12 protein-coding genes are annotated in these 16621 nt (G+C 62.7%); 7 read left to right on the top strand and 5 right to left on the bottom strand.

Annotated elements, in window-relative coordinates; all coding sequences use genetic code 11:
* The first annotated feature begins 26 nt into the window (after positions 1-26).
* Genes FQ668_RS03905 through FQ668_RS03890 form a run of 4 tightly spaced genes read left to right on the top strand, consistent with a single transcriptional unit; the run spans position 27 to position 3469 of the window.
* A complete protein-coding gene (locus FQ668_RS03905) occupies positions 27-740 on the top strand; it encodes an ABC transporter permease (RefSeq protein WP_003248483.1) in 714 nt (237 codons plus the stop codon).
* 13 nt (positions 741-753) lie between these two features.
* Positions 754-1665: a glycine betaine ABC transporter substrate-binding protein gene (locus FQ668_RS03900; RefSeq protein ID WP_004575997.1), complete on the top strand. Its 912-nt coding sequence runs from the start codon at positions 754-756 to the stop codon at positions 1663-1665.
* The gene (locus tag FQ668_RS03895) at positions 1662-2315 is read left to right on the top strand and encodes an ABC transporter permease (RefSeq protein WP_003248487.1); all 654 of its coding nucleotides are present in this window, start codon (positions 1662-1664) and stop codon (positions 2313-2315) included. Before FQ668_RS03900 ends, FQ668_RS03895 begins: the two co-directional genes overlap by 4 nt.
* A complete protein-coding gene (locus tag FQ668_RS03890; RefSeq protein ID WP_014589768.1) occupies positions 2312-3469 on the top strand; it encodes a betaine/proline/choline family ABC transporter ATP-binding protein in 1158 nt (385 codons plus the stop codon). The genes FQ668_RS03895 and FQ668_RS03890 overlap by 4 nt, the downstream gene beginning before the upstream one ends.
* 234 nt (positions 3470-3703) lie before the next feature.
* Here the strand turns inward: FQ668_RS03890 and FQ668_RS03885 are convergent, their stop codons facing one another.
* The 3 genes from FQ668_RS03885 to FQ668_RS03875 form a co-directional block, all read right to left on the bottom strand.
* On the bottom strand, positions 3704-6133 hold the full coding sequence (locus FQ668_RS03885; RefSeq protein ID WP_014589767.1) for a TonB-dependent siderophore receptor: 2430 nt from the start codon (positions 6131-6133) through the stop codon (positions 3704-3706).
* A gap of 108 nt (positions 6134-6241) precedes the next feature.
* Positions 6242-7204 (bottom strand): FecR family protein, encoded by a 963-nt coding sequence (locus FQ668_RS03880; RefSeq protein WP_026031847.1) that lies wholly within the window; start codon positions 7202-7204, stop codon positions 6242-6244.
* A 20-nt stretch (positions 7205-7224) separates the two neighbouring features.
* Positions 7225-7722, bottom strand: coding sequence for an RNA polymerase sigma factor (locus FQ668_RS03875; protein ID WP_012051258.1), 498 nt, complete (start codon positions 7720-7722; stop codon positions 7225-7227).
* A 494-nt stretch (positions 7723-8216) separates the two neighbouring features.
* Between FQ668_RS03875 and FQ668_RS03870 the strand changes: the two genes are divergently transcribed.
* Positions 8217-9380 carry a type III PLP-dependent enzyme gene (locus FQ668_RS03870; protein ID WP_003248498.1) on the top strand — a complete coding sequence of 388 codons (1164 nt, stop codon included), beginning with the start codon at positions 8217-8219 and terminating at the stop codon, positions 9378-9380.
* A gap of 317 nt (positions 9381-9697) precedes the next feature.
* On the opposite strand, the gene FQ668_RS03860 is transcribed toward FQ668_RS03870, so the two are convergent.
* Together FQ668_RS03860 and FQ668_RS03855 are read right to left on the bottom strand one after the other, a co-directional pair.
* The gene (locus tag FQ668_RS03860) at positions 9698-10447 is read right to left on the bottom strand and encodes a tetratricopeptide repeat protein (RefSeq protein WP_019436713.1); all 750 of its coding nucleotides are present in this window, start codon (positions 10445-10447) and stop codon (positions 9698-9700) included.
* Positions 10448-10450: 3 nt separating this feature from the next.
* A complete protein-coding gene (locus FQ668_RS03855) occupies positions 10451-11131 on the bottom strand; it encodes a Fe2+-dependent dioxygenase (protein ID WP_019436712.1) in 681 nt (226 codons plus the stop codon).
* Between the two features lie 221 nt (positions 11132-11352).
* On the opposite strand from FQ668_RS03855, the gene FQ668_RS03850 reads away from it, so the two are divergent.
* The gene (locus FQ668_RS03850; RefSeq protein WP_014589763.1) at positions 11353-13644 is read left to right on the top strand and encodes a TonB-dependent siderophore receptor; all 2292 of its coding nucleotides are present in this window, start codon (positions 11353-11355) and stop codon (positions 13642-13644) included.
* Positions 13645-13872: 228 nt separating this feature from the next.
* Positions 13873-16425 (top strand): sulfite reductase flavoprotein subunit alpha, encoded by a 2553-nt coding sequence (locus tag FQ668_RS03845; protein WP_019436711.1) that lies wholly within the window; start codon positions 13873-13875, stop codon positions 16423-16425.
* The last annotated feature ends 196 nt before the right edge of the window (positions 16426-16621 follow it).

The following is a 16621-nucleotide window of genomic DNA, read 5'->3' as shown; positions in this document are numbered from 1 at the left end:
TCGCCGACAACACAAGGAGTCCGCCTGTGGCTAAACGCTACGGAAAGGGGCTGTTGGGATGGGCCGCCGTGCTCGTCATCCTGGCCCTGCTGGTCCACTGGATCGGCATCGACACGATCGCGCGTTATCGCGACGATCTTGGGTTCTACCTGCAAGCGCACCTGGTATTGGTGCTGGCTTCGATGGCGGCGGCGCTGGCCGTGGGCATCCCCGCCGGCATTGCGTTAAGTCGACCGCACCGGGTCGACAAAGCCGAGCGCTTCATGCAGTTCTTCAACGTTGGCAACACCATTCCCCCCCTTGCCGTTCTGGCCATCGCCCTGAGTATCCTGGGCATCGGTGCCGGGCCTGCGATCTTCGCACTGTTCCTCGCCTCCCTCCTGCCCATCGTGCGCAACACCTACGAAGGCCTGAAAAACGTCCCCGCCTCGCTCAAGGAAGCCGCTACCGGCATTGGCATGACCCCGCGCCAGCAACTCTGGCAGGTGGAGCTGCCCAACGCGGTGCCGATCATCGTCGGCGGCGTACGCGTGGCCCTGGCGTTGAACGTGGGCACCGCACCGCTGGCATTCCTGATCGGCGCCAACAGCCTGGGCAGCCTGATCTTCCCCGGCATCGCCCTGAACAACCAGCCGCAGCTGCTGTTGGGTGCCGCCTGCACCGCTCTGTTGGCACTGGTGCTGGACGCGGCGGTGAGTTTCTCCAGCAGGCGCTGGCTGGAACGTGGCCTGGCCCAATAAGGATAGGAAACGTATGAAGAAGAGAATCGCCTTGCTGCTGGGCGCGGCCCTGCTGTTCGCAGGAGTTGCCCAGGCAGCGGAAAAACCCCTGGTGCGCATCGGCGCGCGGGTGTTCACCGAACAGACCGTGCTCGCCGAAATCACCGCGCAGTACCTGCGCGCCAACGGCTTTGACGTACGCGTCACCACCGGCCTTGGCAGCAGCATCGCTCGCCAGGCCCAGGAAACCGGCCAGCTCGACCTGATGTGGGAATACACCGGGGTGTCGCTGGTGTCCTACAACCACATCGATGAGCGTATGCCCAGCGCCGAGGCCACCTACGCCAAGGTCAAGGAGCTGGATGCCAAAAAAGACCTGATCTGGCTGACCCCGTCGAAATTCAGCAACACCTATGCCCTCGGCTTGCCGAAGCAGGTCGCCGAGGCCTACCCGCAGATCAACTCGATCAGCGACCTCAACCAGGTGCTGCGCGACGAGCGCAAGCGTAATCACCTGGTGGCCCTGGACACCGAATTCGCCAACCGCCCCGACGGCCTGGTCGGGCTCAAGGAAATGTACGACCTGCAGGTCGGCCGCGCCAACATCCGCCAGATGGACGCGGGCCTGGTCTACACGGCCATGCACAACAACCAGGTGTTCGCAGGCTTGGTCTACACCACCGACGGTCGCCTGAGCGCGTTCAACCTCAAGCTGCTCGAAGACGACAAGCACTACTTCCCCGACTACACCGCCGCCCCGGTGGTGCGCAAGGCCGTGCTCGACGCCAACCCGCAACTGGTCGCCCTGCTCAAGCCACTGGCCGAGCAGCTCGATGACGAGACCATGCGCCAGCTCAATGCCAAGGTCGACGTAGACCACCAGAACCCGACCGCAGTGGCCGCCGCATTCCTGCGAGAGCATCCCCTCAAGGAGGTACAGCCATGAGCCTGCTCGACACGTTCGCCCACCTCGACTGGGCCCAGGTGCTGCAACTGACCTGGCAGCACATCATGCTGGTCGGCATCGCCGTCGGCCTGGCGATCCTCGTTGGCGTGCCGCTGGGCATCCTGATGACCCGCTTCCCGGCAGTGGCCGGCCCGCTGCAGGCCAGCGCCACAGTGCTGCTGACCATCCCATCGATTGCGTTGTTCGGCCTTCTGCTGCCGTTCTACTCCAAGTTCGGCCAGGGGCTGGGCCCCTTGCCTGCGATCACTGCCGTGTTTCTTTATTCGCTGCTGCCAATCATGCGCAACACCTACCTGGCCCTGACCAATGTCGAGCCCGGAATCCGTGAAGCCGCGCGTGGCATCGGCATGACCTTCGGCCAGCGCCTGCGCATGGTCGAGCTGCCCATCGCCGTACCGGTGATCCTCGCCGGCGTGCGCACCGCCGTGGTGATGAACATCGGCGTCATGACCATTGCCGCCACCATCGGCGCCGGCGGCCTCGGCGTGCTGATTCTTACTTCCATCAGCCGCAGCGACATGTCGATGCTGCTGGTCGGCGCCGTACTGGTCAGCCTGCTGGCGATCATCGCCGACCTGCTGCTGCAAACCCTGCAACGTGCCCTGACTCCAGAAGGACTGCGCTCATGATCGAACTGAAGAACCTCAGCAAAACCTTCAACGTCAACGGCAAGGACGTCAAAGCCGTCGACTCGGTAAGCCTCACCGTCAACGAAGGGGAAATCTGCGTGTTCCTCGGCCCGTCGGGCTGCGGCAAGAGCACCACGCTGAAAATGATCAACCGCCTGATCACGCCCACCTCGGGCCAGGTGTTCATCAATGGCGAAGACACCACCGGGCTGGACGAAGTCACCCTGCGCCGGCACATCGGCTATGTGATCCAGCAGATCGGTTTGTTCCCCAACATGACCATCGAAGAGAACATCACCGTGGTGCCACGCCTGCTTGGCTGGGACAAGCAGAAATGCCACGAGCGTGCGCGCGAGCTGATGCACATGATCAAGCTCGAACCCAAGCAGTACCTGCAACGCTACCCGCGCGAGCTGTCTGGCGGCCAGCAACAGCGTATCGGCGTGATTCGCGCCCTGGCAGCAGATGCACCCGTGCTGTTGATGGACGAGCCGTTCGGCGCGGTCGACCCGATCAACCGCGAGATGATCCAGAACGAGTTCTTCGAAATGCAGCGGGCGCTGAACAAGACGGTGATCATGGTCAGCCACGACATCGACGAAGCGATCAAACTGGGCGACAAGATTGCCATCTTCCGCGCTGGCAAGCTGTTGCAGCTGGACCATCCGGACACCTTGCTGGCGCACCCGGCGGATGACTTCGTAAGCAACTTCGTCGGCCAGGACAGCACCTTGAAACGCTTGCTCCTGGTGCGTGCCGAAGATGCCGCGGACAACGCGCCGTCGGTGAGCCCGGAGACGCCGGTGAGCGATGCGCTGGAGTTGCTGGACGAGCACGACCGCCGTTATGTGGTGGTGACCGATGCGCAGAACAAGGCACTGGGCTATGTACGCCGGCGCGACATGCACCGCCAGCAAGGGACGTGTGGCGATTTCCTGCGGCCGTTCAATGCCACCGCGTCGCACGATGAGCATTTGCGCATCCTGTTGTCGCGCATGTACGAGTTCAACCGCGCGTGGTTGCCAGTGCTGGATGCCGAGAAGGTGTTCTTGGGCGAGGTGACGCAGGAGTCGATTGCCGCGTACCTGAGCTCGGGGAGATCGCGGGGGGCGAAGAGCAGTATCGTTTCGCCGGCCGAGGCGGTGGTGTCGTAATCGTCGGGGGCGCTTTGCGCCCCTTCGCGGGTAAACCCGCTCCTACAACGGCCTGTGTTCAATCCCCGATGTATGTCTACCACCGATCAATAGGAGCGGGTTTACCCGCGAATACGGCAGCGGCGGCAACGGTGAGCGGCTGGTGAAATTGGCCAGCAGGCCCGGCCCTTTCGCGGGTGAACCCGCTCCTACACCCGACCGCGAAGGGCCGCAAAGCGGCCCCGGCAATCTCGATCAAAACCCAACACTGGCCTGCACGTAGAAGGTCCGCGGCTCACCCACGTAAAGGCCGGCATTGTTGTCACTGGAGCGGGTGAAGTACTGCTTGTCGAACAGGTTCTTCACCCCCGCCGCCAGCTTCAGGTTGGACATGTCCGGCCCGAACTCATAACCGCCACGGGCATGCCAGGTCACGTAGCCTGGAATATCGCCATACTGCCCGTCAGCACTCGGCTCGGTGATGTAGTCGCCATTGAAACTGCCATCGGCATTGATCCCGGTTCCCGGCGCACGCTGCTTCGATTGGGCATAGGCGTCCAGGTTCCAGGTCCAGCGGTTAACTGCGTAACGCACCCCGGCAGTGGCCACCTGGCGTGAATAGAACGGCAGGTCCCGGCCCTTGAACCCCGGGATATCCCCTTCATAGGTCGCGCGGGTATAGGTGTAGCCACCGCTCACCGACAGCCCGTCCAGGCGCGGGTCCAGCCCGGCCAGGTCATAACGCACCGAAGCCTCGATGCCCTGGTGCTTGGTCGCACCGAGGTTGGTCCAGCCCACGTCGTTGCTGATGTACTGCAGCTCATCATCGAAGTCGATGTAGAACGCCGTCAGCTCACCGGCAAAGCCGCCATTGTCATAACGGGTACCGATTTCGTAGGTCTTGGCTTTTTCCGGCTCCAGGCCATTGGCCGTACTGTTGCCAGAACCGCCCTGGCCCAGCTGGAAGTACTGCAGGCTACCGAACGAAGTCTCGTAGTTGGCGAACACCTTCCAGGCATCGGAAACGTGGTACATCACGCTCAGTGCCGGCAAAGGCTCGTTGCTGGTGATGCTGCGCTTCTTCTCGGCTACCGGGCGGTTGTTGGCGTCCAGTACCGGGCGGTCGCGCCAGTCGGTATTGATGTGCTCGAAGCGCACGCCAGGGGTGATGGTCCAGTTGCCCACGTCGATCTTGTCGTCGATGTAGTAGGCGCTGGCCTCGGTGCCGCCGCTGCGGTCCTGGAACACGTGGCCGTCGGAAGTCGGGGTCACCGTCGGCACGTTGTCGATCAGCGCCAGGCGAGTCGACTGTTCGCGCATCGCTTCCTTCAGGTAACGGTAACCGACACTGACTTCCTGGGTGGTTGGGCCGGCAAAGAAGATGCGCGACACACGGGGTTCGATGGCGAAGGTGTGGTAGTTGCGCGGGTACGACGACAACGTCTTCATGTCCCGCGAGGCGATGGTGCTGCCGCGGAAGCTGTCGGTGTAGTAGGTCAGCACTTCGAACTGGGTGGCATCATCGAGCTGCCGCTGCCATTTGAACGACACATCCTTGCGCCGGCCCGCGAAGTAATCGTAATCGCGCAGCGACTGGTACGGGTTGCTGTCGTATTGGGCCTGGGTCAAGCCACCCGGCATGTCGGCACGGCCATCGTAATAATGGAAGTTGAGCCAGAACTCATCGACATCGGTTGGCGCCCAATGCGTCTTGAGGATAACGTCGTCGATGTCGTTGCCGTTGTTGCTTTCACGGTAACCGTTGCCATTCACCCCGGTGTACAACAGCGCCACGCCCATGCCATTGTCGGCCGTGCCACCGACGAAGGCTGACTCGGTGTGTTTCCAGCCACCGTGCTGGGAGGTCTCCAGGGTGGTGGACAGCTCTGCCGAGGCCTTTTCCGGAATCGCCCGGGTTACAAAGTTGATCACGCCGCCCACGTTCTGCGGGCCGTAGCGCACCGAGCCGGCACCGCGCACGACGTCGATGCTGTCGAGGTTGCCAGAAGAAATCGGTGCCATCGACAGCTGTGGCTGGCCATACGGCGCGAAGGCGGCCGGGATGCCATCGATCAGTACCGTGGAGCGCGGCGACAGGCGCGAAGTAAGGCCGCGCACGCCCACGTTCAGCGACAGGTCGCTGCCACCGGTTCCGTTGGAGTCCTGCACTTGCACGCCTGGGATGCCGCGCAGCACGTCGCGCACGTTCATTGCGCCCTTCTCCACCATTGCCTCGCGGCGTACCACGGTGCGTGCCCCGGGGTGGTTCTGTACCACGCTCTGCTGGGCATCACCCAGCCAGTCACCGACCACTTTGATGTCGGTGGGTGCCAGCTCCAGGCTGCCGCTGCCCAGGTCAAGGGTAGTCGGCAGTGGCTTCACCACAACGGTGTCCCCGGTCACCTCGAAGGTGAGCCCGCTGCCTTGCAACAGCTGTTGCAGCGCCTGCACCGGCGCCAGCTTGCCCGATACCGCCGGGGCCTGTTTGCCGGCGACCAGCTCGGGGCTGAAAAACAGCTGCAGGCTGGTCTGCTGGCCGAGCTGGTTCAGCGCCGAACCCAACGGCTGGGCCTGGATCTGGAGGGTATTGCCGGCCTCTGCGGCCTGGCTGTCAACGGCCACGGTGCTGACCGCCAGGGCCAGCGCCAGGGCGCGAAAGCGTGGGAAGGGTTTGTTGTTGTTCACGTCGTCGAAACATCCTGGAATGCGGAATAAACGCCAACCGCGTGCAAATGGAAATGCTTGGCAGTTGCAGCTGGCGAAGAAGACGAACGAGTGAAAAAAAACCTGAATCTATTTGGCGATTATTTCGCTGGAGCCGTCTTCATGGGCCTTGATGGCCACCGGCAGGATGCTCGGCAAAGCCCGCAGCAAAGCGTCTGTATCGTTGGTACTGAAGGTGCCGGACAGGCGCAGCCGCGCGACTTTCCCAGGGGCGACCCGCAATGGCTGGCTACGGTAGCGCGAGGTTTCGGCCACTACTTCGGCGAGGGTTGCGTTGTCGAACAGCAGCTTGCCCTGTCGCCATGCGGTCATGGCGCCGGTGTTGACCGCATAGGGTGCGGCGACCAGGCCCTGTGCATCGATATGCGACCCCTGCCCGGCCGTCAGTTGCGCCAGAGAGGCACCCTTGCCCTGCACCCGCACCGACCCCTGTTCCACCGCCACACGGGTGCTGGCTGGGTCCAGGCGGACGTCAAAGCGGGTACCTGTGACGATCACACTGCCCTGGGCCGTGTCGACCACAAACGGCCGGTTACTGTCATGGGCGACGCTGAACATCACTTCCCCGGCGTTCAGGCGCACGTGCCGCTGGCCGGCGCTGAACTCGACCTGCAACTGCGTGTTGCCATTGAGCTCCAGATGCGAGCCATCCGGCAGTTCGATCTGACGGCGCTCATTGAAGGCCGTCTGCAGGCTGCCTTGATGGTTCAGTTGCAGGTGGTGCCAACCGCCCCAGCCCAGGCCCAGCGCCACTACCGCGACACTGGCGGCCAACGCCTGGCGCATGAAACGCCGTCGTGGCAGCTTCTGCACCGGGTCTGGCTGGCACAGCGCCTCCAGGTGCTGACGTGGAATGAAGTCGGCGGCCTGCCACACGCGGCAGAGATGCTCATATTCTTCCCGGTGGTGCTCGTCGCTCGCCAACCAGGCATGCAACTGCTTGTGCAGCCCGGCATCCCGAGGTGCATCCTGCACGCGGGCGAACCATGCGGCCGCCTGCTCGCGGACGGCATCGGTACCGTGCTGTTTCATCGAAAAGGCCTCCTGACTCTTCATGCCGACACATCCAGGTGCTCACGCAGGTGCCGAAGCGTGCGGATCATATACTTTTCGACCATGTTCTTGCTCAACCCCATGCGCTCGGCAATCTCGGCCTGGGTCAGGCCTTCGAGCTTCTGCCAGATGAACACCTGCCGGCAGTTGAGTGGCAGCTCGGCAAGCGCCCGCTCAACGCTGTCGGCCAACTCCAGGGCGTGCACGTAGGCTTCCGGGTCGCCACTGCCGGTTGCGCCTTCTTCGAAGGCTTCCCGCTCCAGGGCCTGGCGGCGGTCTTCGCGACGGAAGCCATCCACAGCGATGTTGCGCGCAGCCTGATGCAAGTAGGCGCGTGGCTGCTCAACCTGCTCGCGCGGGGTTTCCAGTACCCGAACAAAGGCATCGTGGGTGAGGTCCTCGGCCTGCTGACGACTGCGCAGCTTGCGCGTCCAGGTGCCGATCAGCTCATGGTAGTGGTCGAGGAAGCCTTTGTGTCCGGACACGGTCGGGGTCATCAGGGAGGCAGACAAGGGTGCGAATAGTAATGTTTCGCATCAAAAGCAGCAAATCCGCCAGTCGGTAACAAAAAATTTATGGGCGATTTCCTGTACGGGGGTACCAGGAAAATGTGGCCATAAATATGAACACCTCCGCCCTTTTCGCGGGCAAGCCAGCTCCCACATGGAACGCGTATCCCCTGTAGGAGCGGGCTTGCCCGCGAAGGGCCCAACACGCTCCATTCCACAATTTTTTACGCTTGAAAGACCGCAGGGAACATCAGCCGGTCACACGAGTCGGTTATTCAAATGGCTGGTCGTCGATCCACGTCGATCACGCCCGGATTGCCTGTTGATTCTGCATTCTTCACGCCCTAAAGTGCGCGCCGAACGTCCATGCTGGAAACGATCCATCCGGCTCAAGTACTGAGTAGGCGAACCAAAGTGGGGATACGGAGGACGTTCAGTTTGCAGCCACTTAATCTTTCAGTTTGCCCATGGAGTCCCTGAGCATGTCGATCCAGGTCGAAGACTATTTCGCGCGTGAAACCTTCCAGAAAATGAAGGCGTTCGCTGACAAGCAGGAAACCCCGTTCGTACTCATCGACACCCAGATGATCAGCCAGGCGTACGACGACCTGCGCGCCGGTTTCGAATTCGCCAAGGTCTACTACGCGGTCAAGGCCAACCCGGCCGTTGAAATCATCGACCTGCTCAAAGAGAAAGGTTCGAGCTTCGACATCGCCTCGATCTACGAGCTGGACAAAGTGATGGGCCGCGGTGTCAGCGCCGACCGTATCAGCTACGGCAACACCATCAAGAAGTCCAAGGACATCCGCTACTTCTACGAGAAGGGCGTGCGCCTGTACGCCACCGACTCGGAAGCCGACCTGCGCAACATCGCCAAGGCCGCACCGGGCTCGAAAGTGTATGTGCGTATTCTGACTGAAGGCTCCACCACTGCCGACTGGCCACTGTCCCGCAAGTTCGGCTGCCAGACCGACATGGCCATGGACCTGCTGATCCTCGCCCGCGACCTGGGCCTGGTGCCATACGGCATCTCCTTCCACGTGGGCTCGCAGCAACGCGACATCAGCGTGTGGGACGCCGCCATCGCCAAGGTCAAGGTAATCTTCGAACGCCTGAAAGAAGAAGACGGCATCGAACTGAAGCTGATCAACATGGGTGGTGGCTTCCCGGCCAACTACATCACCCGTACCAACAGCCTGGAAACCTACGCCGAGGAAATCATCCGCTTCCTCAAGGAAGACTTCGGTGACGAACTGCCGGAAATCATCCTCGAGCCTGGCCGTTCGCTGATCGCCAACGCCGGCATCCTGGTCAGCGAAGTGGTGCTGGTCGCACGCAAGTCGCGTACCGCCGTCGAGCGCTGGATCTACACCGACGTGGGCAAGTTCTCCGGCCTGATCGAAACCATGGACGAAGCCATCAAGTTCCCGATCTGGACCGAGAAGAAAGGCGAAGCCGAGGAAGTGGTCATCGCCGGCCCGACCTGCGACAGCGCCGACATCATGTACGAGAACTACAAGTACGGGCTGCCGCTGAACCTGGCCATCGGTGACCGCCTGTACTGGCTGTCGACCGGCGCCTACACCACCAGCTACAGCGCAGTGGAATTCAACGGCTTCCCGCCGCTGAAGGCTTACTACCTGTAATGCACAACGGGGCCGCAAGGCCCCGTTTTCATGTGCGTGCAGTCGGTGCTGGCCTCTTTGCGGGTAAACCGTACAACGGCCTGCGCCCAACCACCGATGCGTGTGTAGGAGCGGGGTTACCCGCGAATACGGTAGCGGCAGCAACGGTGAACGGCGGGTGGAGATTGACCAGCAGGCCCGGCCCTTTCGCGGGTAAACCCGCTCCTACGACGGCCTGTACCCAACCGCCGATGCGTGTGTAGGAGCGGGTTTACCCGCGAATACGGTGGCGGCGGCAACGTTGAACGGCCAGTGGAAATTGGCCAGCACAGTCAACCTCACTCACCACGCCGTTCGATCTCCTCGGCATAGCGCCCGGCAAAGGTCATGAGCACCGGCCCCGCCTCCTGCAAGGTCACCAGTGCAGCGCGCAGGAAGTTCATGTTGCCCTCGATCCGCGCCCGCTCCAGCCAAGGCGCGGCCTCAGCCACCTGGCCGCGTTCGACCAGCACCAGCGCCAGGCTGAACATCCCACGAAAATCCCCCGCCTCGGCCGACCGCCGATACCAACGCACCGCCCGCGCCGGGCTGGGCGCCGTGGCAATGCCCTGCTCCAGGTAACGCCCATACAGGTTCATCGATTTGGCATGCCCCAGCTGCGCAGCCTTCTCGTAGCACATCAGTGCCTGCACCTGATTGGCCGGCACCCCACGCCCGGTCGCCAGAAGGTTGCCCAGGTTATACAGGCCCCAGTCCAACCCGGAGTCGGCCGCACGGGCGTAATGAACGGCAGCCTGCGCCAAGCTCACCTCGCCGCCCCAGCCATGCTCCAGGCAACGCCCGAGCATGTTGTGCGCCATGGCACTGCCACTCTGTGCAGCGATACCGAACCAACGCCGGGCAACGGTGGCATCCTGCTGGATGCCACGCCCATCCAGCAGGATCTGCCCCAGCAGCAACTGCGCCTCGACCACGCCCTGCCCCGCTGCCGCCAGAATCGCCTGGGCGGCCTTGCCGGGGGTTTCCTCGAGCATGGCCTGCAAGCCGGCCACATCCACCACTTCCTCACGTCGCAGCAGGTAGGACACGGCTCAGACCTCAGCCCAGCGGCGCAGCAAATTATGGTAGGTGCCCGTCAGCTGCAACAGCGAAGGATGGTCCGGCACATCGGCAGTCAGTTGCTGGATGGCATTATCCATCTCGAACAGCAGCGCCCGCTGGCTGTCATCGCGCACCAGGCTCTGGGTCCAGAAGAATGCGGCATAGCGTTGGCCACGGGTCACCGGGTTGACCTTGTGCAGGCTTGTGCCGGGGTACAGCACCATGTCACCGGCGGCCAGCTTGATCTGCTGCACGCCATAGGTGTCCTGGATCACCAGCTCACCGCCGTCGTAGCTTTCCGGGTCGCTGAGGAACAGCGTGGAAGAGAGGTCGGTACGCACCCGCTCCGGGCTGCCCTTGGGCTGGCGCAGGGCATTGTCGATGTGGAAACCAAAGTTGCCGCCATCGCGGTAGCAGTTGATCAGCGGCGGGAACACCTTGTGCGGCAAGGCTGCCGACATGAAGCGCGGGGTCTTCCACAGGCGGTCGATCAGCGCAGTGCCGATTTCCTTGGCCAGTGCATGGCCTTCCGGCAGCTGCAGGTTGTGCTTGGCCTTGGCCGACTGATAACCCGCCGTAACCTTGCCATCGGCCCAGTCGGCCCCCTCCAGCGCCTCGCGGATACGGGCCAGTTCATCAGCGTCGAACAGGCCTGGAATGTGAAGCAGCATGGCAACAGCACCGTTAGGAAATGTAAAGGCTCAATGATATTGATTCCCTTTTACGCTACACAAGCCCCATTCGCCGCTTAAGACGTTTCAGCGGCATGAAACCGTAAAGACAAATTGTAAAGATTGTAAATTCTTCACGAATGGTAACGACTCTCAATTGTTAGTCAAAATTGCTTACATTAAGATCCACCGCCTCAATACCTTGGGGAAGGTTCTTTGCAATGCGCCAGTACGTACCATCTGCTGTGAGTTCGCCACGCCTGATCGTGTCTGCCATCGGTGTCGCCCTGAGTGCCTCGTCGGTATATGCCGCCGATCCGGCCGCCAACAGCGCCATCACCCTCGATGCCACCAGCGTCAACGGCAAGGCTGAACAAGCCAGCACCGATTACAAGGTGGAGAAGGCCGCCTCGCAGAAGTACACCGCGCCGCTGGTAGACACCCCGCGCTCGGTAACCGTTATCCCGCAGCAAGTGATCAAGGACACCAACGCCCTGACCCTGCAGGATGCCCTGCGCACCGTGCCCGGCATTACTTTCGGCGCTGGCGAAGGCGGCAACCCGCAAGGTGACCGCCCGTTCATCCGCGGCTTCGACGCCCAGGGCGATACCTACCTGGACGGCGTACGTGACACTGGCGCCCAAACCCGCGAAATCTTCGCCATCGAATCTGTTGAAGTGGCCAAGGGGCCGAACTCGGCCATCGGTGGCCGTGGCGCGGCCGGCGGTACCATCAACCTGGTAAGCAAGCGCGCGCATCTGGGCAACTCGCTGGACGGCGCCTGGACCTGGGGCAGCGACCAGACCCAGCGCTACACCTTCGATGGCAACTACCAGTTCAGCGATACCGTCGCCGGTCGCCTGAACCTGATGACCCACGAAAGCAACGTCGCCGGCCGCGACAAGGTCAACTACGACCGCTGGGGCATCGCCCCGTCGCTGGCCTTTGGCCTGGGCACGCCGACCCGCGTCAACCTTGACTACTACCACCTGGAAAGCGACGACCTGCCGGATTCGGGCATCCCTTACACCATCCCGACCAACGGCAGCGCCGGGCGCACCTCGGCACACCCGAGCAAGCCGAATGATGGCGGCGACAGTGACAACTTCTATGGCCTGACCGGCCGCGACTTCCGCAAGACCCGAGTGGATATCGCAACCTTCGCCGTCGAGCACGACCTGACCGACTCGCTGACCATCAAGAACACCCTGCGTCACGGCAACAGCATGCAGGACTACATCCTGACCCAGCCCGACGACAGCAAGGGCAACGTCAACAACGGCAGTGTCTGGCGCCGCGCCAACACCCGTGTCGGCAACACCGCCACTACCACCAACCAGACCGATCTGTTCGGCGAGTTCTACGTTGGCGGGATGAAAAACAGCTTCTCGACCGGTATCGAACTGAGCCGTGAAGAGAGCGAGCGCTCAAGCTACACCGTCGATACCGACACCGTGCCAGGCGGGTCTGCCAACAGCAACTGCACCCCAGGCATGATCGGCGCCACCAGTGGCTATAACTGCACTTCGCTGAGCAACCCGAACCCGGATGATCCGTGGAACGGTGCCATCTCGCGCAACTATGCCGGCACCACCACCAACAGCAAGACCCGTGCAATCTACGTGTTCGACACCCTGGAGCTTACCCCGGAGTGGCTGGTCAACATGGGCCTGCGCTACGACCACTTTGACACCGACTACAAGACCTACAACGCCGCCGGCACCACCACCGCCAAAGGCAAAGATGTCAGCGAGTTCGTCACCGGCCAGCTGGGCCTGGTGTGGAAGCCGGCCGAAAACGGCAGCATCTACGTCTCCTATGCCACCTCCGCAACGCCACCAGGCGCCATGCTCGGCGAAGGTACCGAAGGCAACCCGCTGGGTGGCACCCCGGACCGTAACGGCAACCTGCTGGCCAGCGACATGGAGCCGGAAGAAACCACCAACTACGAAATCGGCACCAAATGGGACCTGCTCGACCAGCGCCTGTCGCTGACCGCTGCGCTGTTCCGCACCGAGAAGGAAAACGCCCGCGTCCAGGTGGACACCACTACCTACGAGAACGTCGGCGAAACCCGCGTGCAGGGTATCGAGCTGTCCGCCAGTGGCAAGCTCACCGACAAGTGGCAGGTGTTTGCCGGCTACACCTACATGCAGGCTCGCCAGATCGACGGCGGCCCGCTGGGCAAGGCCAACGACGGCAATCAGCTGCCGAACACGCCGAACAACAGCGCCAGCCTGTGGACCACCTACTCGATCACGCCAAAGCTGACCGTGGGCGGTGGTGCGTTCTACGTGGATGACGTGTACGGCAGCGTGGCCAACACCACCATGGTCGACAGCTACGTACGCTACGACGCCATGGCCGCCTACAAGCTGACCAAGAACGTCGACCTGCAACTGAACGTGCAGAACCTGACCAACGAGGTGTACTACGACAAGGCCTTCTCTACCCACTTCGCCAACCAGGCGGCCGGGCGGACGGCGCTGTTGACCACCAGCGTGCACTTCTGATGTCTGGGTTGGGTTGATCTTTTGGAGGGCTGCGCCTGTGTCGGCCCTTTCGCGGCCAAAGCCGCTCCTGCGTTGCCGGTACAGGAGCGGCTTTAGCCGCGAAGAGGCCTGCACAGACAACACGAAAAGCAGCCCATCCGGCCCCGTTCATTCCAGTGAGCGGGGCTTTTGCGTATCAAGGCATAATGCACGCCGCGCTGGCCGCGGCAGCAACTCAAGGTGAGAAACGTGGTGAAGAAGACGCTGTTCCAATTGCACTGGTTCTTTGGCATCACCGCTGGCCTGGTGCTGGCCTTGATGGGCATTACCGGGGCGCTGTACTCGTTCCAGGAAGAACTGCTGCGCGCATTCAATGCCGATGTACTCAAGGTAGAAGTACGCGCCGAAGGCGTGCTACCGCCGGCCGAGCTGGTTAAGCGGGTCGAAGCCCAGCAACAGGACAAGGTGTCGATGCTGTGGGTCGACGTGCGCGAAGGCAACGCTGCACGGATCTTCTTCATGCCCGCGCCGGGCGAACGCCGTGGCGAGCTGCGCTATGCCGACCCGTACACCGGCGAACTCAAGGGCGAAGCGGCCGGGCAAGGCTTCTTCAACCTCATGCTCAAGCTGCACCGTTTCCTCGCCATGGGCGATACTGGCCGGCAAATCACCGGGGCCTGCACCCTGATGCTGGTGTTCTTCTGCCTGTCCGGCCTTTACCTGCGCTGGCCGCGTAAAGCGCTGGACTGGCGCACCTGGCTGACCTTCGACTGGGCCAAGAAAGGCCGCGCCTTCAACTGGGACCTGCACGCCGTTGCCGGCACCTGGTGCCTGCTTTTCTATCTTCTGTTCGCCCTGACCGGGCTGTTCTGGTCCTATGAGTGGTACCGTGAAGGCCTGAACAGGCTGCTGGCCGACGCGCCGGCTGCGGGCCAGCAGCAAAAACGTGGTGAAGGCCGTGGCCGGCACGGGCCGCAAAAAGTCGACAAGAATGCGCCGCCGCTGGTGGTGGACTACGACGCCATCTGGGCCAACCTCAAGGACGCCGCAGGCCCGGGCCTGTCCACCTACAACCTGCGCCTGCCGCCAGCTGGCGGTCAGCCGGCCAACCTGTTCTACCTGCTCGACAACGCCGCGCACCCACGTGCCTTCAATACCCTGATCCTTGACCCGGCCACCGGCCAGGTTAAAAAGCACGAGCGCTACACCGACAAGTCATTCAAGGCGCAGCTGCTGCAGAGCGTATACGCCTTGCACGTCGGCGAATACTTCGGCTTGCCGGGGCGCATCATCGTCACCATCGCCAGCCTCACCATGCCGTTGTTCTTCGTCACCGGCTGGCTGCTGTACCTCGACCGCCGCCGCAAGAAACGTCAGGTGCGCGCAGCACGTGGCAACGTCGCCAACAGCGGCAATGGCGACGGCTGGCTGATCGGCTTTGCCAGCCAGAGTGGCTTTGCCGAACAGTTGGCCTGGCAGAGCGCCGAGCAGTTGCAGGCAGCTGGCCAGCCCGTTCAGGTTCGCGCCCTTGCCGAGCTGGGTGAAAACGACCTGCGCCAAGCACATCGCGCGCTCTTCGTGGTGAGTACCTTCGGCGACGGCGAAGCGCCCGACAGCGCTCGCGCCTTCGAGCGCAAGGTACTCGGCCAGCCTTGGGCACTCAACAACCTCAACTATGCCCTGCTCGCCCTCGGTGATCGTCAGTACCCGCACTTCTGCGGTTTCGCTCGTCGCCTACAGGCGTGGCTGGGAGAGCGCGGTGCCAGCAGTGCATTCAGCCCGGTGGAAGTGGACAACGCCGACCAGGCCGCCCTGCAGCAATGGCAGCAGGAGCTGGCGCAACTGACCGGTGTCCAGCCGGTGGCCGCCTGGCAGCCGCCAACCTTTGCCAACTGGTCGCTGGTGCGCCGCGAACTGCTCAATCCCGGCAGCCAAGGCCAACCGGTTTACCTGCTTGGCCTGCAGGCTGCAGAACCTGCGAGCTGGGAAGCCGGCGATCTGGTAGAGGTACTGCCGCTGAATGGGCAGCCACGGATCGACGCGTTCCTCAAGGGCATGGCACTGGACGCCAGCAGCCAGGTGCAGGTCAATGGCTTGAGCGAAACCCTTGCCCAGGCACTCGCTGGCCGCCAACTGCCGACGCGACGCGACCACCTGATCGGCTTGCAGCCACAAGCGCTGGTCGATGCACTGGTGCCAATCGGTAGCCGCGAGTACTCCATCGCCTCGATCGCCAGCGATGGTGTGCTGGAGCTGATCGTGCGCCAGGAACGCCACCCCGACGGCAGCCTTGGCTTGGGCTCTGGCTGGCTGACGGAATACCTGCCAATGAATGGCACCTTGAGCCTGCGCCTGCGGCGTAACAGTGGCTTCCATCTGCCTGAGGCTGCTGCGCCGATGATCCTGATCGGCAACGGCACTGGCCTGGCGGGTCTTCGCAGCCTGTTGCGCGCGCGGGTCAATGCCGGTGAGCAGCGCAACTGGCTGCTGTTCGGCGAGCGTAACCGGGCGCATGACTTGCTGTGTGGCGATGAGCTGCAAGCTTGGCTGGACAACGGCGACCTGGCACGGCTGGACCTGGCGTTCTCACGCGATCAGGCCGAGAAGGTGTATGTGCAGGACGTGATGCTGGAGCAGGCCGAGGACTTCAAACGCTGGGTGGCCGACGGGGCTTGCGTGTATGTCTGCGGCAGCCTGCAAGGCATGGCAGCGGGGGTGGATGCGGCGCTCAACGGCATGCTGGGTGAAGCTGCTGTACAGCAGTTGATCGAGGATGGGCGGTATCGGCGGGATGTGTATTGACCGGTGTGTAGGAGCGGGTTTACTCGCGAATACGGTGGCGGCGGCAACGGTGAACGGCGGGTGGAAATTGGCCAGCAGGGCTGGCCTCTTCGCGGGTAAACCCGCTCCTACGGTGGCCTGTGTCCAACCCCAGATGTGTGTCCACCACCGGGGTAGGCGTGGGTTTACCCGCGAATACGGTGGCGGTGGCAACGGT

The sequence above is a fragment of the Pseudomonas sp. Kh14 genome (genome assembly GCF_900291005.1).
GTDB classification, from domain to species: Bacteria; Pseudomonadota; Gammaproteobacteria; order Pseudomonadales; family Pseudomonadaceae; genus Aquipseudomonas; species Aquipseudomonas alloputida.
This window is presented reverse-complemented; position numbering and strand designations above follow the sequence as displayed.

Coding starts and splice junctions, on each gene's coding strand:
- FQ668_RS03850 (WP_014589763.1), top strand. CDS start 11,353: ATGCGCCAGTACGTACCATCTGCTGTGAGTTCGCCACGCCTGATCGTG.
- FQ668_RS03900 (WP_004575997.1), top strand. CDS start 754: ATGAAGAAGAGAATCGCCTTGCTGCTGGGCGCGGCCCTGCTGTTCGCA.
- FQ668_RS03870 (WP_003248498.1), top strand. CDS start 8,217: ATGTCGATCCAGGTCGAAGACTATTTCGCGCGTGAAACCTTCCAGAAA.
- FQ668_RS03895 (WP_003248487.1), top strand. CDS start 1,662: ATGAGCCTGCTCGACACGTTCGCCCACCTCGACTGGGCCCAGGTGCTG.
- FQ668_RS03890 (WP_014589768.1), top strand. CDS start 2,312: ATGATCGAACTGAAGAACCTCAGCAAAACCTTCAACGTCAACGGCAAG.
- FQ668_RS03855 (WP_019436712.1), bottom strand. CDS start 11,131: ATGCTGCTTCACATTCCAGGCCTGTTCGACGCTGATGAACTGGCCCGT.
- FQ668_RS03880 (WP_026031847.1), bottom strand. CDS start 7,204: ATGAAACAGCACGGTACCGATGCCGTCCGCGAGCAGGCGGCCGCATGG.
- FQ668_RS03875 (WP_012051258.1), bottom strand. CDS start 7,722: ATGACCCCGACCGTGTCCGGACACAAAGGCTTCCTCGACCACTACCAT.